This is a genomic window from Shewanella sedimentimangrovi (assembly GCF_017354965.1).
In the GTDB taxonomy this organism is placed as follows: domain Bacteria; phylum Pseudomonadota; class Gammaproteobacteria; order Enterobacterales; family Shewanellaceae; genus Shewanella; species Shewanella cyperi.
Genome location: NZ_CP071502.1, coordinates 275,001 through 298,752, shown reverse-complemented (window position 1 = coordinate 298,752; position 23,752 = coordinate 275,001). Strand labels below are relative to the sequence as shown.

Annotated in this window: 17 protein-coding genes, 1 tRNA gene and 2 rRNA genes (1 of these 20 running past the window's edge); 9 read left to right on the top strand and 11 right to left on the bottom strand. The window is 56.6% G+C overall.

Annotated features, from left to right (window positions below):
* Positions 1–50 precede the first annotated feature (50 nt).
* On the bottom strand, positions 51–1,238 hold the full coding sequence (locus JYB85_RS01365; protein WP_207380728.1) for a hypothetical protein: 1,188 nt from the start codon (positions 1,236–1,238) through the stop codon (positions 51–53).
* Positions 1,239–1,425: 187 nt separating this feature from the next.
* On the opposite strand from JYB85_RS01365, the gene gmk reads away from it, so the two are divergent.
* The 5 genes from gmk to trmH all read left to right on the top strand — a co-directional run bounded on the left by gmk (position 1,426) and on the right by trmH (position 5,705).
* Positions 1,426–2,049, top strand: a complete 624-nt coding sequence (gene gmk, locus JYB85_RS01360; RefSeq protein ID WP_207325201.1) for a guanylate kinase — start codon at positions 1,426–1,428, stop codon at positions 2,047–2,049.
* 59 nt (positions 2,050–2,108) lie between these two features.
* Positions 2,109–2,387 (top strand): DNA-directed RNA polymerase subunit omega, encoded by a 279-nt coding sequence (gene rpoZ / locus JYB85_RS01355; protein ID WP_207321667.1) that lies wholly within the window; start codon positions 2,109–2,111, stop codon positions 2,385–2,387.
* A 28-nt stretch (positions 2,388–2,415) separates the two neighbouring features.
* A complete protein-coding gene (gene spoT, locus JYB85_RS01350) occupies positions 2,416–4,518 on the top strand; it encodes a bifunctional GTP diphosphokinase/guanosine-3',5'-bis pyrophosphate 3'-pyrophosphohydrolase (RefSeq protein ID WP_207380727.1) in 2,103 nt (700 codons plus the stop codon).
* A 47-nt stretch (positions 4,519–4,565) separates the two neighbouring features.
* A complete protein-coding gene (locus JYB85_RS01345; RefSeq protein WP_207321665.1) occupies positions 4,566–4,949 on the top strand; it encodes a RidA family protein in 384 nt (127 codons plus the stop codon).
* A gap of 66 nt (positions 4,950–5,015) precedes the next feature.
* The gene (trmH, locus tag JYB85_RS01340) at positions 5,016–5,705 is read left to right on the top strand and encodes a tRNA (guanosine(18)-2'-O)-methyltransferase TrmH (protein WP_207380726.1); all 690 of its coding nucleotides are present in this window, start codon (positions 5,016–5,018) and stop codon (positions 5,703–5,705) included.
* A 73-nt stretch (positions 5,706–5,778) separates the two neighbouring features.
* Here the strand turns inward: trmH and JYB85_RS01335 are convergent, their stop codons facing one another.
* Positions 5,779–8,226: a PKD domain-containing protein gene (locus JYB85_RS01335; RefSeq protein WP_207380725.1), complete on the bottom strand. Its 2,448-nt coding sequence runs from the start codon at positions 8,224–8,226 to the stop codon at positions 5,779–5,781.
* A 327-nt stretch (positions 8,227–8,553) separates the two neighbouring features.
* On the opposite strand from JYB85_RS01335, the gene JYB85_RS01330 reads away from it, so the two are divergent.
* On the top strand, positions 8,554–10,209 hold the full coding sequence (locus JYB85_RS01330; protein WP_207380724.1) for an AMP-binding protein: 1,656 nt from the start codon (positions 8,554–8,556) through the stop codon (positions 10,207–10,209).
* 79 nt (positions 10,210–10,288) lie between these two features.
* On the opposite strand, the gene argH is transcribed toward JYB85_RS01330, so the two are convergent.
* The 5 genes from argH to argC form a co-directional block, all read right to left on the bottom strand.
* On the bottom strand, positions 10,289–11,656 hold the full coding sequence (gene argH, locus JYB85_RS01325) for an argininosuccinate lyase (protein WP_207380723.1): 1,368 nt from the start codon (positions 11,654–11,656) through the stop codon (positions 10,289–10,291).
* 72 nt (positions 11,657–11,728) lie between these two features.
* Complete coding sequence (locus tag JYB85_RS01320) at positions 11,729–12,952, bottom strand: argininosuccinate synthase (protein ID WP_207380722.1); 1,224 nt, start codon at positions 12,950–12,952, stop codon at positions 11,729–11,731.
* A 25-nt stretch (positions 12,953–12,977) separates the two neighbouring features.
* On the bottom strand, positions 12,978–13,883 hold the full coding sequence (locus JYB85_RS01315; protein WP_207380721.1) for an ornithine carbamoyltransferase: 906 nt from the start codon (positions 13,881–13,883) through the stop codon (positions 12,978–12,980).
* A 22-nt stretch (positions 13,884–13,905) separates the two neighbouring features.
* Positions 13,906–14,685, bottom strand: a complete 780-nt coding sequence (argB, locus tag JYB85_RS01310; RefSeq protein ID WP_207380720.1) for an acetylglutamate kinase — start codon at positions 14,683–14,685, stop codon at positions 13,906–13,908.
* A gap of 38 nt (positions 14,686–14,723) precedes the next feature.
* Positions 14,724–15,704 (bottom strand): N-acetyl-gamma-glutamyl-phosphate reductase, encoded by a 981-nt coding sequence (gene argC / locus JYB85_RS01305; RefSeq protein ID WP_207380719.1) that lies wholly within the window; start codon positions 15,702–15,704, stop codon positions 14,724–14,726.
* Positions 15,705–15,971: 267 nt separating this feature from the next.
* Here argC and argE point away from each other — a divergent pair, with 267 nt between their 5' ends.
* The 3 genes from argE to JYB85_RS01290 all read left to right on the top strand — a co-directional run bounded on the left by argE (position 15,972) and on the right by JYB85_RS01290 (position 20,446).
* Positions 15,972–17,123 (top strand): acetylornithine deacetylase, encoded by a 1,152-nt coding sequence (argE, locus tag JYB85_RS01300; protein WP_207380718.1) that lies wholly within the window; start codon positions 15,972–15,974, stop codon positions 17,121–17,123.
* 153 nt (positions 17,124–17,276) lie between these two features.
* Positions 17,277–19,913, top strand: a complete 2,637-nt coding sequence (gene ppc, locus JYB85_RS01295) for a phosphoenolpyruvate carboxylase (RefSeq protein WP_207381943.1) — start codon at positions 17,277–17,279, stop codon at positions 19,911–19,913.
* Positions 19,910–20,446: a DUF1439 domain-containing protein gene (locus tag JYB85_RS01290; protein ID WP_207380717.1), complete on the top strand. Its 537-nt coding sequence runs from the start codon at positions 19,910–19,912 to the stop codon at positions 20,444–20,446. The genes ppc and JYB85_RS01290 overlap by 4 nt, the downstream gene beginning before the upstream one ends.
* 82 nt (positions 20,447–20,528) lie before the next feature.
* Here the strand turns inward: JYB85_RS01290 and JYB85_RS01285 are convergent, their stop codons facing one another.
* The 4 genes from JYB85_RS01285 to JYB85_RS01270 all read right to left on the bottom strand — a co-directional run.
* Positions 20,529–21,803 (bottom strand): CinA family nicotinamide mononucleotide deamidase-related protein, encoded by a 1,275-nt coding sequence (locus tag JYB85_RS01285; RefSeq protein ID WP_207380716.1) that lies wholly within the window; start codon positions 21,801–21,803, stop codon positions 20,529–20,531.
* A gap of 502 nt (positions 21,804–22,305) precedes the next feature.
* Positions 22,306–22,382: transfer RNA gene (locus tag JYB85_RS01280), tRNA-Asp, on the bottom strand.
* A 23-nt stretch (positions 22,383–22,405) separates the two neighbouring features.
* Positions 22,406–22,521, bottom strand: a 5S ribosomal RNA gene (gene rrf / locus JYB85_RS01275).
* Positions 22,522–22,651: 130 nt separating this feature from the next.
* Positions 22,652–23,752, bottom strand: a 23S ribosomal RNA gene (locus JYB85_RS01270); it runs 1,792 nt beyond the window's last position.

Sequence of the window (23,752 nt, the reverse complement as noted above, 5' to 3'; positions counted from 1 at the left end):
AAAAGAAGGCACCCCTGAGGGTGCCTTCTTTTTATCGGATGCGTCTGTATTCAGGGCAGGTATTCGGCAAAGAGGGCTTGTTGCTCCAGCACCGCCTGACTGCCACGGAGACTGAACTGGTAACCGCAGAGGCTGACGCTGCCGCGCAGGGCCATATCGCGGATTATGTCGCGGCTGTCCAGCGGCGAGAAGCGCGCCTCGGTGTCGGTGGACGCCACCACCCGCACCTCCAAAGGCCTGTACTGGCTGCCGTTATTGAATTCCAATACCCGGCAGGTGGCATCGCCCTTGGCCGTGGCCTGGGACCAAACCAGTCCCTCCTGGGTACGCTCCCCTTTCCAGATAAGCAGCAGTACTTCTTCTTCCAGCGCCAGGTTAAGGCCATCGGGCAATTTCACCTGTTCGCGGCTGTGGGCCTGCGCTTGCCCGTTTTGGCTCTGGGCCGCCTCATCCTGGCCCTCTGGCCACAGCAGCACGGCCATAGCAACCACGGCCAGCCCACCCACCAGCGCGACAAGCGGACGCCACCAGCGCTGCAATACAACCAAGATTTGCTGCATCAGCTCGGTCAGGGAGCCCGTGGTATCCGGTTCACTCTCTTCTTCCCTTGCTTGCCAACCCGCGCTCTCATCCCAGGCTTCCGGTCCATTGGCGTCGGCTTGCCATGGGGCGCCTATGGCGCTGTCTTCCGGCAGCTGATCTTGTGCCCGGTAACCTGAGTGGGCCAGCTGTTCCGGCAACACTTCGGCTATCCCCTCCATGGCCCGCTCATGAATGGCCTGAGCTTGCATGGCCTGGCCGCCCATGGAAAGAGACGGCTCAATACGGCCCCCCACTGAGGGTTCAGGAACAGGCATGTCCATGTGCCAATAACCGTCCCGGTAATGTTTGCGGGGATGGGATGGGAACGCCGCCAGCAATCCCAGCATGGCGCCCGCCAGGGCCAGCAGTCCCAGGCTGGCGGCCACAGGCGCCGCCAGGGTCAGCATTAACAGCCACAACAACATCAAGGCCACCAGCGCCATGGCCCAGAACCCCGGCCGGGAACTGTCGCGACAACGGCGCTTGGCCGACAACCACGACACCAGTATCAAAGGCAGTCCAAGTGCCCATAACCAGTGACCGGCGCCAAACAGCAGGGCGCCCAAGCCGGGCAGCAACAGGCCAACCAGGCCTATGGCCACCAGCCGTGGTCCATTGTCACATCCGTCACTGGTCACTAAGGTTCGATACTGCAAAATTGACTCCCGTTGCGATTTTTAAGCACTCATTCTGGGAGGCAGCGTAGCGGATTTCCCCGCAAATGTCAGCGGTCAGCCCTGCCCCGCTGGCGTTTTATGCCCCACGGCAGATATAATGGCCAGCTCTTTGATTTTCGCCCCTAAGCCAAGGCGCACGGGGCCAACCCGATTGGATGGCATCAGCATGAGTGCTCGTGGAAACCTGTTTATCGTATCGGCCCCCAGCGGCGCCGGAAAATCCTCCTTAATCGCGGCCTTGCTGCAGGACAAGCCGGCGGATATGCAGGTGTCTGTGTCACATACCACCCGCGCGCCGCGCCCAGGCGAAACCAACGGACAGCATTATCACTTTGTCAGCGTTGACCAGTTCAAGGGTCTGATCGCCGAAGGGGCCTTCTTCGAATGGGCCGAGGTGTTCGGCAATTATTACGGCACCTCCCGTCATGCGGTGGAAGACACCCTGGCCAGGGGCATTGATGTGTTCCTCGATATCGATTGGCAGGGCGCTCAGCAGGTACGCAAACTGATGCCGGAGGCCATAGGCGTCTTTATTCTGCCGCCATCCAAGACCGAACTGGAGCGGCGCCTCACCGGCCGTGGTCAGGACAGCGCCGAGGTCATTGCCAGCCGTATGGCCAAGGCCGTGTCCGAGATGTCCCACTACAACGAATATGACTATGTGATAGTCAACGATGACTTTGATTCCGCCCTGGCGGATCTGCGGGCGATCATTCGCGCCGCCCGGCTAAGCTGTGCTGGTCAAGCCCGCACCCACAGTGATATGCTTAACGATCTGTTGGCAGAGTAATTGCCTTCGTGTACAATTTTGCGTCATTTTTTCCCTCTCGATAACTGGAGTTCCATCACATGGCTCGCGTAACAGTAGAAGATGCCGTCAAGCAAATCGGCAACCGTTTTGACATGATCCTGGTTGCGGCGCGTCGTGCCCGTCAGATCGCCGTGCAGGGTAAAGACCCCATGGTTGAAGAGCAAAACGACAAGCCAACGGTTATCGCCCTGCGTGAAATCGAAAGCGGTCTGGTTAATTCCACCACTCTGGATGCCGACGAGCGTCAGAGCGTGCGTGAGCGCGAAGCAGCCGAAATCGCTGCGGTTGCCGCCATCGCCGAAGGCCGTACATTCTAAGGAATGACAATATAGGGAGACGCGCCACTTGTATCTGTTTGAAGGTCTTAAAGAATCTGCTTCCGCCTACTTGGATAGCGGGCAGATGGCTTTACTCAAACAGGCATATCAGGTAGCGCGCGATGCCCACGAAGGGCAGATGCGCACCAGTGGCGAACCCTATATCACCCATCCCGTGGCGGTGGCCCGGATCCTGGCGGACATGCGTCTGGATCACGAAACCCTGATGGCCGCCCTGCTGCACGACACCATAGAAGACACCCACGTCACCAAGGACGATCTGGCCGAGCTGTTTGGCCCCTCGGTGGCCGAGTTGGTGGAAGGTGTCTCCAAGCTCGACAAGCTCAAGTTCCGCGACAAAAAAGAGGCCCAGGCGGAGAACTTCCGCAAGATGATGATGGCCATGACCCAGGATATCCGGGTGATCCTCATCAAGCTGGCCGACCGCACCCACAATATGCGCACCCTCGGCGCGCTGCGGCCAGACAAACGCCGCCGCATCGCCCGGGAAACACTGGAAATCTACGCCCCCATAGCCAACCGTCTCGGTATCCACAATATCAAGACCGAGTTGGAGGATCTGGGTTTCCACGCCTATTACCCCATGCGCTACCGGGTGCTCAAAGAGGTGGTCAAATCCGCCCGTGGCAACCGCAAGGAACTGATCCAGAACATAGAATCCGCCATTGCCGCCCGCCTTGAAGATGCGGGGATCCCCGGCAAGGTCAAGGGCCGGGAAAAGAATCTCTACTCCATCTACAACAAGATGCAGAGCAAGGAATTGCAATTCCAGGAAGTGATGGACATCTATGCCTTCCGGGTCATAGTCGACAACATAGATACCTGTTACCGGGTACTGGGTGCCATGCACGGCCTGTACAAGCCGCGCCCCGGCCGTTTCAAGGACTATATCGCCATTCCCAAGGCCAACGGTTACCAATCCTTGCACACCTCGCTGTTCGGCCCCCACGGCGTCCCCGTGGAAATCCAGATCCGCACCGAGGACATGGATCAGATGGCCGACAAGGGTGTGGCGGCCCACTGGATGTACAAGGGTGGCAGTGACGGCGGTGGCACCACCACCCAGGTGCGTGCCCGCAAGTGGATGCAAAGCCTGTTGGAGCTGCAGCAGAGTGCCAGTTCTTCCTTTGAATTTGTCGAGAACGTTAAAACCGAGCTGTTCCCGGAAGAGATTTACGTCTTTACCCCCGAGGGTCGCATCCTCGAACTGCCTGTGGGTGCCACGGCGGTGGACTTCGCCTACGAAGTGCATACGGACGTGGGCAACACCTGCGTCGGTGCCCGGGTCAACCGCCAAGCCTATCCGCTCAGCCAGCCGCTGATCTCGGGCCAAACGGTGGAAATCATTACCGCCAAGGGGGCCAGACCCAACGCCGCCTGGCTTAACTTTGTGGTCACGGGCAAGGCCCGCGCCAAGATCCGTCAGGTGCTCAAGAGCCTCAAACAGGATGACGCCATTGCCCTCGGCAAACGCCTGCTCAACCATGCGCTGGGCGAGACCCGCCTTGAAACCATAGCGCTGGAGCAGATTGACAAGGTCATTCGCGACACCAAGCACACCAGTCTCGACAGCCTGCTGGCCGATATAGGCCTTGGCAACGCCATGAGCATAGTCATAGCCCAACGCCTGCTGGGCGATAACATCGACAGCAGCGCCGGTGGTGAGACCCATCTGATGCCTATCCGCGGTGCCGAAGGCATGCTGGTGTCCTTTGCCAAGTGCTGTCGCCCCATCCCCGGTGATGCCATCATAGCCCACGTGAGCCCAGGTAAGGGCTTGGTGGTGCACATGGAAAACTGTGCCAATATCCGCGGTTACCAGGGTGAGCCCGACAAGTACATTCCGGTACAGTGGGACAAGGTCGACGGCGTTGAATACCAGGCCAACCTGAGGGTGGAGATAGTTAACCACCAGGGCGCCCTGGCCAAGATCACCTCGATCATTGCCGGCGAAGGTTCGAACATTCACAACCTCAGCACCGAAGAGCGCGACGGTCGGGTGTATCTGATCAACCTGCGGATTTCGGTACGGGATCGTATCCATCTGGCCAACGTGATGCGGCGCATCAGGGTACTGCCCGAGGTGCTCAGAACCTCAAGAAACAGATAACGCTCCACAAGAACATCAACAAGATCAACAACCAGAGAGAGAGTGCTATGGCTGAAAAAATTATCATCGCCACCGACAAGGCGCCGGCTGCGATTGGAACCTATTCCCAGGCTGTAAAAGTAGGCGCCACCGTCTACCTGTCCGGCCAAATTCCCCTGGTACCGGCCACCATGACCCTGGTGGGTGAGGATTTCGAAGCCCAGGTGGTGCAGGTGTTCGACAACCTGAAGGCCGTGTGCGAAGCCGCCGGCGGTTCCCTGGCCGATATAGCCAAGCTCAACATCTTCCTCACCGATCTGTCCCACTTCGCCAAGGTGAACGAGATCATGGGCCGCTACTTCCAGCAACCCTATCCGGCCCGCGCCGCCATCGGCGTGAAAGAGCTGCCCAAGGGTGCCCAGGTTGAGATGGACGGAGTGATGGAACTTTAAGTTCCGGTTGTTTGCAGGGCGCTTCGGCGCCCTTTTGTTTTTGTAAGTCAGAACAGATTTTTAGCTATGAGCCCAGAACGTTTCGCCCGCATCAATGCCATGCTGGACAATCGCCAGGTGGACCTCACCCTGTGCCTCGATCAGGTGCACAAGACCAACAATATCGCTGCCGTGCTGCGCAGCGCCGATGCCGTGGGCGTCCATGAAATCCACGCCATCTGGCCCGAGCCGGATATGAAGGTGTCGGGCAATACCGCCTCAGGCAGCCAGCAGTGGGTCAAAACGGTCAAGCATCCGGATGTAAGCTCGGCCATCGCCGGCTTCAAGGCCCGTGGCATGCAGGTGGTGGCCACCAACTTCGCGCCAGAAGCGGTGGATTTTCGCGAACTGGATTACACTCGTCCCACCGCCATCATACTGGGGCATGAGAAAAACGGCGTCAGTGCCGAGGCCATAGCCCACGCCGATCATCAGGTGATCATTCCTATGATAGGTATGGTGCAATCCCTCAATGTTTCGGTGGCCGCCGCACTGATCCTGTTTGAGGCCGAACGCCAGCGCAAGCTGGCCGGCATGTATGGCGAGCGCAAGCTGGATGACGCCTATTGCCAGAAGCTGCTGTTCGAACAGGGGCACCCCATCTACGCCAAGGCTTGCCGTCGCAAGGAACTGCCTTACCCGCGCATCGATGACAATGGCCAGATAGAGGCCCCCGCCGACTGGTGGGACAAGATGCGTGCTGCTGCACAAGAGTAAAAATCCACCTGTATGGGAGGTGGATATTGGTGACAATAAAAAAGCCGGCATAGCGGGCTTTTTTCGATATAAATCAATGGCGGCGTTCGAGTATCGCCTCGCTAGTGGCTTCTCGTCGCGCCAACTCCTCAGTACTCCAGGGACCCACAGCGCTCTTGACCAAAGACGCTGCTGCAGGAGCCAATTGAGCAGCGGTAAGTCCTTGCCTGGCCATGACCGCTGGCGGCAGCGTGAGCGGCCTTTCGCTTACCTTGGTCCAGATTCGGTTTTCCAAGTATCCCTGGTACATAATGTGCGCGAATTGTTGATAGTCCTCAGGCAGATATGCACTGCCGCGGAAGTCATCAAAGTACTTCGACGTCTGACGAACAAAGTGACGATTCGCATCGACTTGATACAGATCCCACACCCTGTCGTTATAGAGCTGGCAATCATCACCCCAGTCAGTATCCCAAGCCTGCGGCAGGCAGTAAGCCGTATTACCGGTAAGATCTCTATTGTGCCTGTAGCGACGAACACTCAAAGTACCGTCTTCATTAAGCTGCCAACGGCTCGGCATCAAGTAATACTCGCCTTCCTGCAACTGACCATCTTCACTGAAATCGGCGGTAAACACTGTCAATGCAGAGCCATCGGCATTGAGCTCCAACCATAAATAGTCCAGGGGATAGCTCATATTCCAGCCAAGATCATAGATACCCGGCACCATGTCAGCCGTCCAGCGCTGCATATCCTTCCTGAAGATGTAACCGCTACTTACGGAGTTCCCACCATCCTGCATCAGGACATTGGTTGTCATTGGCGTGGTCGATGCCAGCATGGCATAGTCCAGAGACAGACTTTTACCGCCATCCTGTGCCGCTATCTTCAGATGGCCATCATCGCCATAGCTGTAACTGGCAGCCAGTTGCTGCGTGGCCACAGTCCCATCCAGGTGCATGCTAGAAAGACTGAGAATCGCCGAGCTATTACTGCTCAAGGTCAGACCGACTGTAGCTCGAGTCCAAGTGTCTTCTGATGGCTCTGCATCTGCCACATCGGCGTAGGCCTCCGGCACATTTGCTGAGTAGGCCACATCGGTGGTCATCAAGGATTGAGCATTGACAACACCACCGCCCCTGGTGGCTTGATTCGCCACAAAGGCCGTATCACCGGTTTGCACGTCGCCAAATTCGCCATTGGGGAAATGGTAGTAATGCGTGTCCTTGATAATGAGTTGGGCGGCAGAATCAGATAAGGACAACCAGTTAACCAGGGATTTGGAGATCATGTCATTGAAAAACACCAACCTGCCCAAGCCGTTGACAGTCATCCATTCTGAAGTCTGATAATTCAACAATCCTTGCCCAGTATAGGTCAGAACCACCCCCTCCTCCGTCTGTTCCCAGGTGAGAGAACAGGAGCTTTTCAGGCGGTACATGTAACCGCTGCCATCTTGGTTAAGCACCAGGCGATCGCCACCCAGGACGCCACCGACCTTGTGGAAATAGTAACTTCCCGCGACCGAAACATCGCTCGTCCTGGCCACCAGCTCGGGATCGGCAATCACTTCATTCATGGCCTGTTGGTATAAATCGGGCAGTGCCTGTTGTGTCTGCAGCAGGTAATCCCGTACCGATTCGAGTTGTTCTACCAACTGTGCCGTGTCGTTAATCCCCTCGGGGAGGGCCAATTCGGTATGCTCAGCGGAATAGTCGATAGCCAGTTTGAGTGCGGTCGCAATGCTCAACACTTCGGTAGAGTCATAATTCTTCAGGGCCGCTTCTAAGCTTGCCTTGGAGTCAATTTCCTGTCCCTGATTGGCAGCCCGCAGCAACGCATAGGAAGCGGTGGTGACGTTGGTCACATTGACCCCAAAGGCTTCATCTTTGGTCAGTACGGCATCACTGCCGGCGGCAGCCATCATGTCTCCCAGGCTGCCGGGAAGAGAAATAAGTTTGGTTTTGCTTTCTGCTTCGGGGCCTGTGGCAATCAGCAGCAGCAAATCGTCTTCATAAGCATCATCGACACTGATGTCTATCGAGTAGTCCCCTTGAGCATTGGCCGTGGCGGCAAAGGCCTGATCACCCACCACGACAACCACCTTGGCATTGGCAATTGGACCATCGGTGATCTTGCCTTGCATGGTCAGTTCCAGCATTTTGGCGGTCACTGTCACTGTCACATCTTTGGCGGCGGTAGCGCCCTTGTCATCCGTCACTGTGACGGTGAACACCAGGGTCTCATCTTCGGTCACAGCAGGGGCGGTAAAGCTGATGGAAGCGGTATTTGCGCCACTCAGGGTCACGCTGGTACCCGATTTTTGACTCCAGCTATAACTACTGATGCTGCCATCGCTGTCGCTGGCAACGGCACTCAGGTTAATGGTTGCGCCTTCCAGGATGCTGCCATCGGTTACAGAAATCGTGGGAGCCTGGTTAACCGGTGTTGGTGTAGTCTTATCATTGCCACCACCACAGGCAGACAGGGATGCGGCAATCAAAGAAGCAATGATGGTCTTTTTATAACTTAGGATTATCAAGACAATAATCTCCTGGGTCGCAAGAATTGCTCTTGCAGCACGGTATCTTCCCGATACCTGTCCTTGGGCTAGCAATACCACCAGCTTTACTTTTTTGTCGCCGATAAATGTACTACCGCATTTCTCGCCGCAATGTTATTGAATTTGCATTATCATGTAAAACCAAAGTTATCCATAAGGCTTCAATGAATAATGTCCTGTGCAGTAATGAAGATATCTCTGCAGAATTAAACTGTTTGCCCACTGCAGTTAAAGTCGACATACTGGAACTTAAACGTGCGTTTGAAGCAGCACGCAAAATAACAATAATCGTGGATGGATAAACCGATGGAAACCCAAAACAAGACCCCGATAGAAATGTTGACCCATTGGGTGGAGACCCGGGGCGACGAAGTCTACTTACGCCAACCCATTAACGGTCAATACCGGGATTTCAGCTGGCGTCAGGTGCAGCAGCAAATGCAGCAATTGGCCGGAGGTTTGCGTCATCTTGGTCTGGTGCCGGGTGACAAGATTGCCGTGCTGTCAAAGAACTGCGCCGAGTGGTTTATCAGCGATCTGGCCTTGATGTACGGCGGTTACATCAGCGTGCCCATCTACCCCACTGCCAATGCCGATACCATTCGTTATGTACTGGAGCACAGTGGTGCCAAGGCCATCATCATAGGCAAGCTGGATCACTGGGCCGAGCAGGAAGCCGGTCTCGGCGGCAGCATTTTGCGTCTGGCCATGCCCTACGACACCATGCCGACCCAGTATGGCTGGCAACAGCTGCTGACCATGGGCCAACCCCTGCAGGAAGCCCCCCTGCCGAAGCTGGATGACACCATGACCCTGATCTACACCTCAGGGTCAACGGGTAAACCCAAGGGCGCCATCCAGACCTTTGGCAGTTATGCCTGGACCTGCAGCGCCGTGGTGCGCGATCTCAAGACCAGTGGCGAAGACCGTCTCTTGTCTTACCTGCCGCTGGCACACATCACTGAGCGGGTGGCGATTGAGGGCTCTTCTTTCTACTCCGGCAGTCCGGTCGCCTTTGTCGAGAACCTGGACACCTTTGTCGCCGATGTGCAGCGCATGCGCCCCACGGTATTTTTCTCGGTACCCCGTTTATGGACCCTGTTCCAGAAGAACATTATCGACAAGATTGGCTACAACAAGCTGCAGTTGCTGCTGAAGATCCCCCTCATCGGTTATCTGGTTAAGCGCAAGATCCACAAGGGACTGGGCCTCGACCAATGCCGTTTGCTGGGCTCGGGCTCGGCGCCCATACCGGCATCGCTTATCCAGTGGTATCACAGCATAGGTCTGGACATATGTGAGGCCTGGGGCATGACGGAAAACAGTGCCTATTCGATCATCAATTATCCCTTCGATGCCAAAAAGATAGGCACGGTTGGCAAGCCCATAGTCGGCTGCGATGTGCGCCGCGGCGAGGATGGCGAACTGCTGGTGAAGAGTCCGGGACTGATGAGCGGTTACTACCTGCAACCCGAGGCCACAGAGGCCGCCTTCGATGGCGATGGTTTCTTCCATACCGGTGACCTGTGCACCATAGATGAAGATGGCTGTATCAGCATTACGGGCCGGGTGAAGGACAACTTCAAAACCTCGAAAGGTAAGTATGTGGCTCCGGTGCCCATTGAGCGCAAGCTGGCCCAGGATCCCCATATAGAACTTATCTGCGTCATAGGTTCCGGCCTGCCACACCCCATAGCCCTGGTGCAATTGTCCGAGGGTGCCAAGTTGCAGCCAAGGGAAGAAGTGCGGGTGTCCATCAAGGCAACCCTGGATGCCATCAACCCCAATCTGGAATCCCATGAAACCGTGGATGCCGTGGTGGTGGTGACGGATCCCTGGACCATAGAAAACGATGTGCTGACTCCAACACTGAAGATCAAACGTCATGTGCTGGAAGCGCGTTTCAGCGCCAAGGTGAACGGGGTCCGTGGTGCCAAGGTGGTGTGGGAAGAGGAAATCTAATCTGACGCCTGCGAAAAGGCTCGCCATTGGCGAGCCTTTTTCTTTGGTTGTTTTCCGGAACTGTTATCGCCGCAGCGGCTCAGTCGCCTTGCTTGACCTTGAGGGCCGCCTGCACCCGGTTGATGGCAGTGCCGCCCAATACATCACGCTTGCCGAGGCAGGCTTCGATACTCAGGTGCGGAAACACGTCATCCTGGATGACGGACGCGCTCTGCTGTAACAGCTCCAGCGGCAATTGCTCCAGCGGCAAGCCCAAGCCTATGGCCTTGACCACCAGCTCACCCACCACATGGTGTGCCTCACGGAACGGCATGCCCTTGGCCACCAGATAATCCGCCAATTCGGTGGCGTTGGCATAGCCCTGCTGGGCCGCCGTCAGCGCATTGCCACGGTTGACCTTAAGGCCCTCCAGCACCAGCGCCGCCATGTCGAGACAAATGCCCCAGGAGTCCAGAGTATCAAACAGGCCTTCCTTGTCTTCCTGCATGTCCTTGTTATAGGCCAGTGGCAAGGCTTTCATGGTGGTCAGAATGCCCATCAGGTTGCCGTAAACACGTCCTGTCTTGCCACGGATCAGCTCCAGTGCATCGGGGTTTTTCTTCTGTGGCATCAGGGAAGAGCCCGAGGTGACATTATCCGCCAACTCGATAAAGGCGGCCTCGCCTGAGTTGAAGAAGATCAGATCTTCGGCCATGCGCGACAGGTGCAGCATCGACAGGGACGCAGCGGAACACAGTTCCACCACGTGATCCCGGTCGGACACAGCATCCAGACTGTTGAGTGTCGGGCCATTGAACCCCAGGGACAGAGCCAGCTTTTGCCTGTCGATGGCATAGGCGGTACCGGCCAGAGCGCCCGAGCCCAAGGGGCAGGTATCCAGGCGTTTCAGGGCATCATTGAGCCGGGACAAATCCCGCTCGAACATTTCCACATAGGCCAGGCACCAATGACCAAAGGTCACAGGCTGGGCTCTTTGCAGATGGGTATAACCTGGCATGACCGCATCCAGCTCCCGCTCACACAGCGCCAGCAGAGCGCCAACCAAGGCGTGCAGCTTATGCTGCAATTCGGCAACCGTGGCCTTGCACCAGAGCTTGAGATCCGTGGCCACCTGATCGTTACGGGAACGACCTGTGTGCAGCTTTTTGCCGAGATCCCCGACCTTGGCAATGAGGCGCTGCTCAACAAAGCTGTGAATATCCTCGGCGCCACTGGCAATAATGGCATTGCCATCCTCACCCACTTCGGTCAGCAATTCGTTCAGGGCCTGCTTGAGTCGTTGGCATTCATCGGCACTCAGGATACCGACACTGGCAATGGCATCGGCCCAGGCAATGGAACCTTCCACATCCTGCTGGAACAGGCGATAGTCCACCGGCAAAGAATCATTGAAGAGTTGAAACAGGGCGCTGCTCGGCCCCTGAAATCTGCCACCCCATAGGGCCATGTGTCACTCCTTTGCGCCAAGCCGGCGCCGGTCACGGATGAGAATCAAAGGGCCCCGCAGGGCCCTGAACTGTTACTTGCTGCCGAGAGCGCGAATGCGGCTCGCCAGCGAGTACAGGCGGATAAAGCCTTCGGCATGCTTTTGATCGTAAACCGAATCTTCACCAAAGGTGGCAAAGGCTTCCGAGTACAGGCTGTTGGGAGAACGCTTCTTCACCGCCACGGCCTGGCCCTTGTAAAGCCTGACCACCACTTCACCGTTGACGTCCTTGGCCAGCGACTCGGACGCCGCCAGCAGGGAGTCACACAGAGGCGTGAACCAGCGACCGTCATAGACCAGGTGCGCCATGCGGGCGGCGATCTGTTCACGCCACTCGCGGCTGCTCTTGTCCAGCACCAGCTCCTCGACCGCACGCAGCGCGGCAAACATTACGGTGCCACCGGGGGTTTCATAGCAACCGCGGGACTTCATGCCCACCAGACGGTTCTCGGTAATATCGATGCGACCGACACCGTGTGGTGCGGCAATGGCATTAAGCTTCATCAGCGCCTGATAGGGGCTCAGGGCCTCAGCGTTGACTTCGGTAATACGGGCATTGGCTATCTTGAGGCTGACGTACTCAGGCTCATTGGGCGCATCCAGCGGATCGGCGGTCAGGGTCCAAACGCCCTTGCTTGGCTCGTTCCAGGGATCTTCCAGCTCACCACCCTCGTGGGAGATGTGCCAGGCGTTGGCATCACGGCTGTAGATCTTGGTGGTCGAGGCCGAAGTCTTGATGTTGCGCTCCGCCAGGTAAGCCAGCAGATCTTCACGGCTTTGCATCTCCCATTCACGCCAGGGAGCAATCACCTTGAGATCCGGCGCCAGGGCGGCGAAGCAACCCTCGAAACGTACCTGATCGTTGCCCTTGCCGGTACAACCATGGCACAGGGCATCTGCACCGACTTTGCGGGCCACTTCCACCTGGGCCTTGGCAATAATGGGCCGCGCCATGGAGGTACCCAGCAGGTAGGTACCTTCGTAGATAGCACCCGTGGCTATGGTGGGATAGATATAGTCTTTAACGAATTCTTCCTTGAGGTCCACTATGTGGCACTCGCTGGCGCCCGAGGCCAGGGCCTTCTCGGTCAGGCCCACCAGCTCTTCTTCACCCTGGCCCACATCGGCACAGAAGGCGACGATTTCGCAGTTGTCATAGTTTTCTTTCAGCCAGGGAATGATGGCCGAGGTATCCAGGCCGCCGGAATAAGCCAGCACCACCTTTTTAACGCCTGTGTTGTTGTTTGCAATTGCCATAAGAAAATCCTGAACTTAATTAAAATTATCCGAGCAGCGTCACCAACACTGCATTTTGAGCATGCATACGATTCTCGGCCTGGTCGAGGATCAAGGAACCCTCGCCATCCATCACCTCGTCGGTCACTTCCACACCACGGTGTGCCGGCAGGCAATGCATGAAATACTTGGCGCCGGCCTGGGCCATCAGGGCGCCGTTGACCTGGTACGGGGCAAACTTGGCGCGGATATCCGTCAGCGCCGTGTTATCCCCCATGGAAATCCAGGTATCAGTGTAGATGGCATCGTGGCTCTGCACCGCATTCACATCCGTGGTCAGCACTATCTCACCGCCATGTTGTTTGGCAATGCGCTGAGCCTCGGTAACCTCATGGCCGTCGGGAAAATGACCGGCCGGGCAAATGACAGTCATGCGCGCCCCCAGCAGGGCGGCACCGTACATCAGCGACTGACTGACGTTGTTGCCATCGCCAATGTAAACCAGCTTAAGCTTGGACAGATCATCCAGCTGCTCCGCCAGGCTGAGGAAGTCCGCCAGCGCCTGACAGGGATGGTAGAGATCCGACAGGGCATTGATCACAGGCACAGAGCCATACTTGGCCAACTGCTCTATGGTGCCGTGGGAAAAGGTCCGCGCCACTATGGCATCGGCCCAGCAGGACAGATTGGTGGCAAAGTCCTGCACCGACTCGCGCTTGCCCAGGGCACCGTTCTGCTGGTCGAGGTAGAGGCAGTGTCCACCAAGCTTATTGATCCCGATATCGAAACTGACGCGGGTACGCAGAGAGGGCTTTTCGAACAACATCACCACACTCTTGCCCTTGAGCGCCTGGCTGTACTCCTGGGGCTTGGCCTTAATCTTACGGGCCAGCGCCAGCAGATCCAGCAGCTGCTGTTGCGTGAGTTCCTTTATCGACAAAAAATGCTTCATAGACACACTCCACTTCTCACTTCTAAGGTTGTATTTGAGTTCCGATGGCCTCACCCCTGACCAGGGCGGCCAGCTGCTGTGCATCACGCCAGGAGGCCACCTGCACCGGCCGTCCCAACCATTGGGCCACTTCCAGAGCGGCCTCGACCTTGACCTTCATGCCTTTCTCGATCACTCCCTGTTGCACCAGCTCACTGATACTTTGGCTGTCGAGGCTTTCAATTAGCTTGCCCTTGCCGTCGAGTACCCCGGACACGTCCGACAGCAGTACCAACTTGGCTCCCACCAGCTTGGCCAGCACACTGGCGGCCTGATCGGCATTGACGTTAAGCAGTTCGCCCTCGTCTGACAAAGCGATGGAACTGATAATCGGCAGCCAGCCCTGGGACATGGCAAAGTGCAGCAGTGCCGCATCCTGGGGGCTCACTTCGCCCACCATGCCCAGGCGCTCGTCCTTGATAACGGCGCTGACCAGGTTGCCGTCACACAGGCTCATGCCGACACTGCGCACACCGGCCTTGCGGGCGGCACCCTGCAGCAATTTGTTCGAGGTACCCGCCAGGGCACCCGCGATAATGGGCATCTGCTCGGCCGGAGTGACCCGCAGGCCATCGAGCTTGACCGTGTCCATACCATTGACCTTGAGCTGCTCATCCACCAGATAGCCACCGCCGTGGACCAGAATCACCTGCTGACCACTTTCAAGCAGTTGCTTGGCGGTATTCATCAGCCGCTCCATGCCCATCTCGCACTGCAACAGGGCGCCGCCCACCTTCAAAACCAAAACATTGTTTGCTGACATCTGTATTTCTCTCTCATCCGGGATCTGCCTGGGCAGGATCACAGGCCAAAATGAATCTTTATGCATTGCAGCGCCTGACTGGCGGCGCCTTTCATCAGGTTGTCTATGGCGCTGGATACCACCAGGTAGCCACTGAGCTCATCAAACTTCCAACCAATGTGGCAGTTGGGGGTATGGACCACGTCATCCACCTTGGGGAACTGGTTCTGCTTCACCGTCACCAAAGGTGCGTCGTCATACACGCTGTAAGCCTGGGCCACGTCGCGGCTAAGGGTACCGGGTTTCAATTGCACAGTGATGGTGGCCAGAATGCCGCGCTTGAAGTTGCCAAGGTGCGGGGTAAAGACGACTTCCTGCCCCAGCTGGGACGCAATTTCCGGCTGATGCCTGTGGCCCAGCACCCCATAGGGCGTCAGGCTGACCTCGCAAAAACTGGTGTGCAGCTGAGCCTTGCGGCCGGCACCTGTCACGCCACTGACGGCATTGATTACCGGCCAGGCGTCGGTCAGCAGATGCTTGAGCGGCTTGAGAGCACACAGGGATGCCGTGGGATAACAACCGGGTACGGCGATCATCCGGGTCTTGGCTATGGCCTCGGCATTCCACTCAGCCAGACCATAGACGGCTTCCGCCAGCACCTGGGGATGGGCATGTTCAAAACCGTACCACTTGGGATATTGGGCAGTATCGGCAAAGCGATAGGCGCCACTGAGGTCAAACACCGCCAGGCCCTGGGCATAAAACCAGGCCGCCAGATGCAGACTGACCGAATGCTCGGTTGCCAGCACTACGGCATCGGCATCCTGTACTATCTGATGCTTGGCCTCTTCGGTCAGGGGCGACAGGCACAAATCTATGTGGCTGTATACCGGGTAAAGTTCCGCCAGGGGCTTGCCCTTGTCGGCACTGCCTTCAGACACATACAGCCCCTGAATACTCAGTTGGGCTTCGGAATGGATAAGGGCGGTAATTTGGGCACCCGTGTAACCACTGGCGCCGATAATAGCGATACTTTTCATTGTCTCTCTGGTCTAGGTCGCAAAACAGGAATTAGAAGTATGGTCTAAAAACCATAGTGAGTGGCAGCCTCTGGCCACCATTGGCACGGGACTATCGTCGCACTAACGGAAAAGACGTGCCACTGTGGCAAGAAGGATGAAAACCAACCATATTTTCTCTCATTCCCGAGGCCTGCTCTATGGTGCCTGATTCAAGTGTTTGCTAGACTAGCATAAACATTTATTTATGCAATATATGTGAATACTTATTTTTACGGTTGACTGCGAATGAACAAAATTCCTGAACTTAAAGCCCGATTTTCTAAGCTGATTGCTGCACCTTCAATCAGCGCACTCACCCCAGAGCAAGATCTGAGTAACCATGCAGTTATTGCCTTGCTGCACCAATGGTTCAGCGACCTGGGTTTTCAATGCCACAGCAGCGAGGTCAGCGACTCCCGCAACAAGCACAATTTGCTCGCCCAGATTGGCAGCGGTCAAGGCGGCCTGCTGCTGGCGGGCCACACGGATACAGTGCCTTTCGATGAGGGTCGCTGGACCCAAAGCCCCTTCACCCTGACGGAGAAAGACAATCGCTGGTATGGCCTTGGCAGCTGCGACATGAAGGGCTTTTTTGCTTTGGTGCTGGAAGCGGTCAAGGACTTCAGCCCGGCCCAGTTCAAGCGGCCCCTGTATGTGTTTGCCAGTGCCGATGAGGAAACCACCATGAGCGGCGCCAAGGCCTTCGCCGAGCACAGCGGTATCCGCCCCGAGTATGCCCTGATAGGCGAGCCCACCAATCTGCGCCCCGTATACATGCACAAGGGCCACCTGGCCCAGGGGATCCGGGTCACCGGCCGCAGTGGTCACTCCTCGGATCCAGTCCGCGGTCTGAACGCCATTGAGATCATGCACCTGGTGATAGGCCAACTGCTGAAACTCAAGCAGCACCTGGCGGATAATTTCCACGAGGACGCCTTCAGCGTGCCCTACCCCACCATGAATTTCGGTCATATACACGGTGGCGATGCCGCCAACCGAATCTGCGGCTGCTGCGATCTGCATCTGGATATTCGCCCCTTGCCGGGGCTGTCGTTGGCTGATCTCGAGCTGATGGTGGCCAACTACCTGCAGGACATCAGTTTGCGTTACCCCGGCGCCATCAGCATCACTACCTTGTACCCCGGCGCCGAATCCTTTGCCGGCAGCCGTGACAATCCCTGGACCCAATTGGTGGAGGCCCTGTCAGGCAATGAGGCCCAGGTGGTGAACTACTCCACCGAAGCCCCCTATATCCAGCGTCTGGGTTGTCAAACCCTGGTGCTTGGCCCCGGCAGCATAGAGCAGGCACATCAACCGGATGAATATTTGGCAATGGATCAACTCAAACCTACGGTCGAATTATTGAAAAAATTAATTCATAGGGCCTGCATTCAATAAACCACAACACCTTGGCATGAATCCCAAAATTGGTCAGTCCAATTTACCGCAGGCAGTTGACCACGAGGCCACGGCTGTTTATTGTGCTTTAACGACCAAGCCTGCCCAGGCAGCCGAACTGTGACTGGAGACAAGATGAAGGTAAGTGAAAATCTGGCTGACGTGTACGCCCCGCTGCGAGCCAATGTCGGCATGATGGGACAAATTCTCGGCGACACCATGCGTGAACATTTGGGTGAAGCCTTCCTCGACAAGGTCGAACAAATCCGCCAGCTGGCCAAGCAAAGTCGTCGCGGCGATGAGAGTGCCCGCGAGCAAATGCTGGCCCTGTTGACCGCACTTCCGGACGAAGAGCTGGCCCCCTTCGCCAAGGCCTTCAACCAATTCCTTAACCTGGCCAACATCGCCGAACAATTTCATACCATCAGCCGCAACTGCGATGAGCTGGTGTGCGTTCCCGATCCGGTAGAGCAGTTGCTGGGACGCATTCTTGGCGGCAAGGTGGATGCCGATGCCATGCTGGAGACCCTGCAGACCCTCGACATAGATCTGGTGCTGACGGCCCATCCCACGGAGATTTCCCGCCGCACCCTGATCCAGAAATACTCCGCCGTGGTCGATTGCCTGCAGGAAATGGAAAATCCTCTGCTGACCGAGCAGGAGCACAAGAGCGTCATGCTCAGATTAAGGCAGCTGATCGCCCAAATCTGGCATACCAATGAAATTCGTGCCGAACGCCCCACGCCGGTAGACGAAGCCCGCTGGGGCCTGTCCACCATAGAAACCTCCCTGTGGCAGGCCATTCCCGACTTTCTGCGTCAGCTTAACGACAAGGTCGAAGAACGCACCGGCGTCCAGCTGGCCACAGACATAGCCCCGGTACGCTTTTCCAGCTGGATGGGGGGCGATCGCGACGGCAACCCCTTTGTCACCGCCAAAGTCACCGCCGAGGTGCTGGACAGAAACCGCCATGCCGCCGCCCGCCTGTACCTCAAGGACATAGTCGAACTGGTCAACGAGCTGTCGATGGAGCAAGCCAATGCCGAACTTATGGCCCTCAATCCCGACAGTCGCGAACCCTATCGCGACGTGCTCAGGGGCCTGCGGCAGAAGCTGCGCAACACCATAGACTATCTCAATGCCCGTATTGAAGGGCATCAACCCGAGGTCAGCCGCGACAGCATCATCTGGGAAGACGCCGACATCCGTGAGCCACTGCAGCTGCTATATCGCAGCCTGTGCGATTGTGGTATGCGCCTGATTGCCAACGGACTGCTGCTGGATATATTGCGGCGCCTGGCCTGTTTCGGCATTCATATGCTCAGGCTCGACATACGCCAGGATGCCGGCCGTCACTGCGATGTCATCGCCGAGCTGACCCGTTATCTGGGCATGGGAGACTATGCCCATTGGGAAGAACACGAAAAGCAAGCCTTCCTGCTGCGGGAACTGGCCAATCGCCGACCACTGATCCCTGTCAGTTGGCAGCCATCGGATGAAGTAGCCGAGGTACTGAAAACCTGCCGTCTGGTGGCATCCCAGCCACAGCAGGCCCTGGGCTCCTATGTCATCTCCATGGCCAGTCATCCCTCGGATGTGCTGGCGGTGCTCTTGCTGCTCAAAGAAAGCGGCTGCAGCTATCCCATCAGGGTCGTGCCTTTGTTTGAAACCCTGGACGATCTCAACCAAGCGGCGAGCTGCATCCAGGCGTTGCTGGATATCGACTGGTATCGTGGTTACACCAAGGGCATGCAGGAAGTCATGATCGGTTACTCGGATTCCGCCAAGGATGCCGGGGTGATGGCCGCTGCCTGGGCCCAATACTGCGCCCAGGAACAACTGGTGAAGGTCTGCCGCAAGGCGGGAGTCAAACTGAATCTGTTCCATGGCCGCGGCGGTACCATAGGCCGCGGCGGCGGTCCGGCTCACCAGGCGATCCTGTCACAGCCCCCGGGCTCTGTGGATGGCCGCATCCGGGTGACGGAACAAGGTGAGATGATCCGCTTTAAGTTCGGCCTGCCCAAACTGGCGGTACAATCCCTGGCGCTATATACCTCGGCAGTGCTTGAAGCCACACTACTGCCACCGCCGGAGCCCAAACAGGCCTGGCGTGAATGCATGCAACGATTGGCCGAGGACTCGGTGCTTGCCTACCGCGGCATAGTCAGGGAAGAACCTCAGTTTGTTCCCTATTTCCGCTCTGCCACGCCGGAAGTGGAACTGGGCAAACTGCCGCTGGGCAGCCGGCCGGCCAAGCGCCGGGTCGACGGTGGTATCGAAAGCCTGCGGGCCATTCCCTGGATCTTTGCCTGGTCCCAGAACCGTTTGATGCTGCCGGCATGGCTCGGCGCCGGCGAGGCCCTCAAGGCGGCTGCAGATCGCGGCGACATGCCGTTACTTAAAGAAATGGAGCGAGATTGGCCCTTCTTCAATACCCGGATTTCCATGCTGGAGATGGTGTACAGCAAGGCCGAGCCCAATCTGGCGAGCTACTATGAACAGTGCCTGGTACCCAGCGAGTTACACGGCCTGGGTAAAAAGCTGCGCCAACGCCTGGCGCTCGGCATTGAAGCCGTGCTGGAACTGACCGGCAGTGACAGCCTGATGGCACACACACCCTGGAATCGGGAGTCGGTGCGGCTGCGCAATCCTTACATAGACCCGTTGAACTTCCTGCAAACCGAGCTGCTGGCCCGGACACGTAAGGAAGAAACGCCATCGGCACCTGTGCAGCTGGCCCTGATGCTGACCATCGCCGGGGTTGCGGCGGGCATGAGGAACACGGGATGAACAGGCTTTGGCTGCCACTGTTGCTGGTCGGCTTGCTCGGTGGCTGCGTCAGTCAATACAGCATCAGCGAAAATCAGATTGAGTCCTTCCTCGACGGTCGCTTGGGCCGGGACATACATAAGGACAAGATCCTGCGCAGCGCTGACATCAGGGTCAATCAGGTGGAGGTTCGATTGGGCCACAAACCCGACACCATGGCGGTGAAGGCCACCTCGGTGCTGGAGCTCAAGGCGCTGTTCGTGCCATTGCGTGCCAGCCTTACGGCCGAGTTTGAGGCCAAGCCCTGGTATGACAGTGAGCGCCACGCCGTGTATTTGCGCGATCTGGAATTACTGCAAGTGGAATCCAGCCCCAAAGAACTTGGCCGCGCTCTGCAAAGCATCAGTCCTCAGCTGATGCTGTTTTTGCGAACCTATCTTGAAAGCGAGCCAGTGTATGTACTGGATGTTAAAGAGAGTCAGCAGGCGCTGATGGCTGAAATGACCAGGCGCATCAGGGTTCAACCGGGTAAGCTGGTGTTGGAATTCAAATAGCAGTCCTGAAAGTCACTGCCCCAAAAGCAGAAAACGCAGCCCCAAGGCTGCGTTTTTTTATGGCTGCTTGCTACTTATATTGTTACTTGCTGTACCTGCCTATGGAGCCGTAATCCACTATCACGGCCTCACCCAGCAGTTCGCGACGCAGCATATCCAGGGCCACTGCCGCGCTCAGGCTGCGTACCAGATCCCGCGAGCGCCGCGGTAATTTAATCATCTGGCTATAGACCCCACCCCGGGTTGCCAATGCCAAAGCTACTGTGCCCACGGGCTTTTCCTCCGAGCCGCCATCGGGCCCGGCGATACCACTGGTGGCCAGGGCAAAGTCGCTGTCGAGTAAACGACGGGCGCCCACGGCCATTTCTTCCACCGTGGCGATGGAGACGGCACCGTGATCATCCAAAGTTTGGGGCGACACCCCAAGCACCTTCACCTTGGATTCGTTGCTGTAGGTCACCAGCCCATGGTGCAGATAGGATGAACTGCCGGGAAAGGTCACCAAATCGCTGGCAATCAATCCGCCGGTGCAGGATTCTGCCAACGCCAGGCTGAAACCGGATTGGTTGAGTCTGGCATGAATTTCTTCCGCCAGACTTTGCCTGTCTTCCGCCACCACAGCCGTACCCAGTACCTGACGCACATGGTTGGTCACTCTGGGCAACAGGCCGATAGCCTTGTCACCTCGGGCAAATATCTTGATTTCTATGTGGGGCATGCTGGAGCGATAGCCCAGGGTAATCCCTTCCGGCAGCTCAAGGGTCTCCAGTTTGTCCGCCAGTGCGGATTCACCGTGGCCTATGGTCAGCAGCTTTTTGACCGCCACCTTGGCACCGGCACCGAACTCCTGCTGCAGGAAAGGAATAAACTGGCCCTTCACCATTTCCTTCAGCTCGAAAGGAACACCTGGTGTAAAGAACAACCAGGCGCGATTGAGTTTGACCCTGAATCCGCAGGCGGTGCCAACCGGGTTGTCCACCATCACCGCCGATTGCGGCAACAACGCTTGCTTGAGATTACTCAGCGGCATTTCCCTGCCATTGCGGGTAAACCAGTCTTCCAGGCGCTGGCGCCAGACAAGGTTTTCCACCAGGGGTTCACCCTTGGCCTTGGCCATGGCTTCGGCGGATAAATCGTCACTGGTGGGTCCAAGACCACCATTTACCAAAATCACATCCGCATGCAAACTGCGCTCCTGGAACACAGCTATCAGATCCTCAAGCCTGTCACCTACGGTGATCCGCCGCTGCACCTCAATACCCTGTTCCATCATGACATTGGCAAACCAGGCCGCATTGGTATCCACAATCTGGCCCGACAGCACCTCTTCCCCGGTGCAGATCATCTCAAGCTTCATCTCAACATCCCTTGGTTGCAAGTTGGCTATAAGGTAAGTAAGGGAAGCCCCAATAGCAAGACAGATACAGGATAGTTAACTGCCGGAGTGTAAAGTTGGCAACACTCTGTATTTATTCGGCTTAAAGGCCCGCGTAAATAAAGAGGTCGGAAAGAGTCGCTAATGGCTTGCCTTTAGACCAGGGTGGATTTTCTTTAGTCCCATAACGAAAAAAGCCTCTGCACTTCTTTTACAAGAATGCAGGGGCTTTCGTCTTTATGTTGGCGAGTGAAATATCGCGCAGCGATGAGCTCATGAGCGAGAGGCATGGTGAGCTTGGCGAAAGCCATAGCTTGCGAACGAGAGGCAAGGATTGCCGAATTGGCTCTTGTATAAGGATATATATTGCCGAACTGGGCTGTTAAGCAAGGATGCTGTTGGACGGGACTGTCGCGACAATAGAAATAGATAAAGTCCAGATACGAAAAAGCCCTAACATTACTGTTAGGGCTTATCGAAATGTTGGCGGAGCGGACGGGACTCGAACCCGCGACCCCCGGCGTGACAGGCCGGTATTCTAACCAACTGAACTACCGCTCCTTTGGGCTAGGCCCAAATTAGGCGTCTGGCGATGACCTACTCTCACATGGGGAGACCCCACACTACCATCGGCGCGATTGCGTTTCACTTCTGAGTTCGGAATGGGATCAGGTGGGACCACAATGCTATTGTCACCAGACAAATTTGTTCTGACCGGCTAAAGGAAGCCAATCAGGTAATTTGGAAAGCTGCTGCTCTTACGAGCCTTGAGTCTCGACTTCAATCAAGTTTGGGTACTTCAAGCAAAACGTAAAACCCATCTGGGTTGTATGGTTAAGCCTCTCGAGTCATTAGTATCAGTTAGCTCAACGCCTCACAACGCTTACACACCTGACCTATCAACGTCCTGGTCTCGAACGGCTCTTATGTGGACTCTAGGTCCAAGGGATGACTCATCTTGGGGCTCGCTTCCCGCTTAGATGCTTTCAGCGGTTATCGATTCCGAACGTAGCTACCGGGCAATGCCATTGGCATGACAACCCGAACACCAGCGGTTCGTTCACTCCGGTCCTCTCGTACTAGGAGCAACTCCCCTCAATCATCCAACGCCCACGGCAGATAGGGACCGAACTGTCTCACGACGTTCTGAACCCAGCTCGCGTACCACTTTAAATGGCGAACAGCCATACCCTTGGGACCGACTTCAGCCCCAGGATGTGATGAGCCGACATCGAGGTGCCAAACACCGCCGTCGATATGAACTCTTGGGCGGTATCAGCCTGTTATCCCCGGAGTACCTTTTATCCGTTGAGCGATGGCCCTTCCATTCAGAACCACCGGATCACTATGACCTACTTTCGTACCTGCTCGACGTGTCTGTCTCGCAGTTAAGCTGGCTTATGCCATTGCACTAACCGTACGATGTCCGACCGTACTTAGCCAACCTTCGTGCTCCTCCGTTACTCTTTGGGAGGAGACCGCCCCAGTCAAACTACCCACCAGGCACTGTCCCTAACCCCGATTAGGGGCCCAGGTTAGAACATCAACACTACAAGGGTGGTATTTCAAGGACGACTCCACGAGAACTGGCGTTCCCGCTTCAAAGTCTCCCACCTATCCTACACATGTAGGGTCAATGTTCAGTGCCAAGCTATAGTAAAGGTTCACGGGGTCTTTCCGTCTAGCCGCGGGTATACGGCATCTTCACCGCAATTTCAACTTCACTGAGTCTCGGCTGGAGACAGCGTGGCCATCATTACGCCATTCGTGCAGGTCGGAACTTACCCGACAAGGAATTTCGCTACCTTAGGACCGTTATAGTTACGGCCGCCGTTTACCGGGGCTTCGATCATGAGCTTCTCTTGCGATAACCCAATCAATTAACCTTCCGGCACCGGGCAGGCGTCACACCGTATACTTCCTCTTGCGAG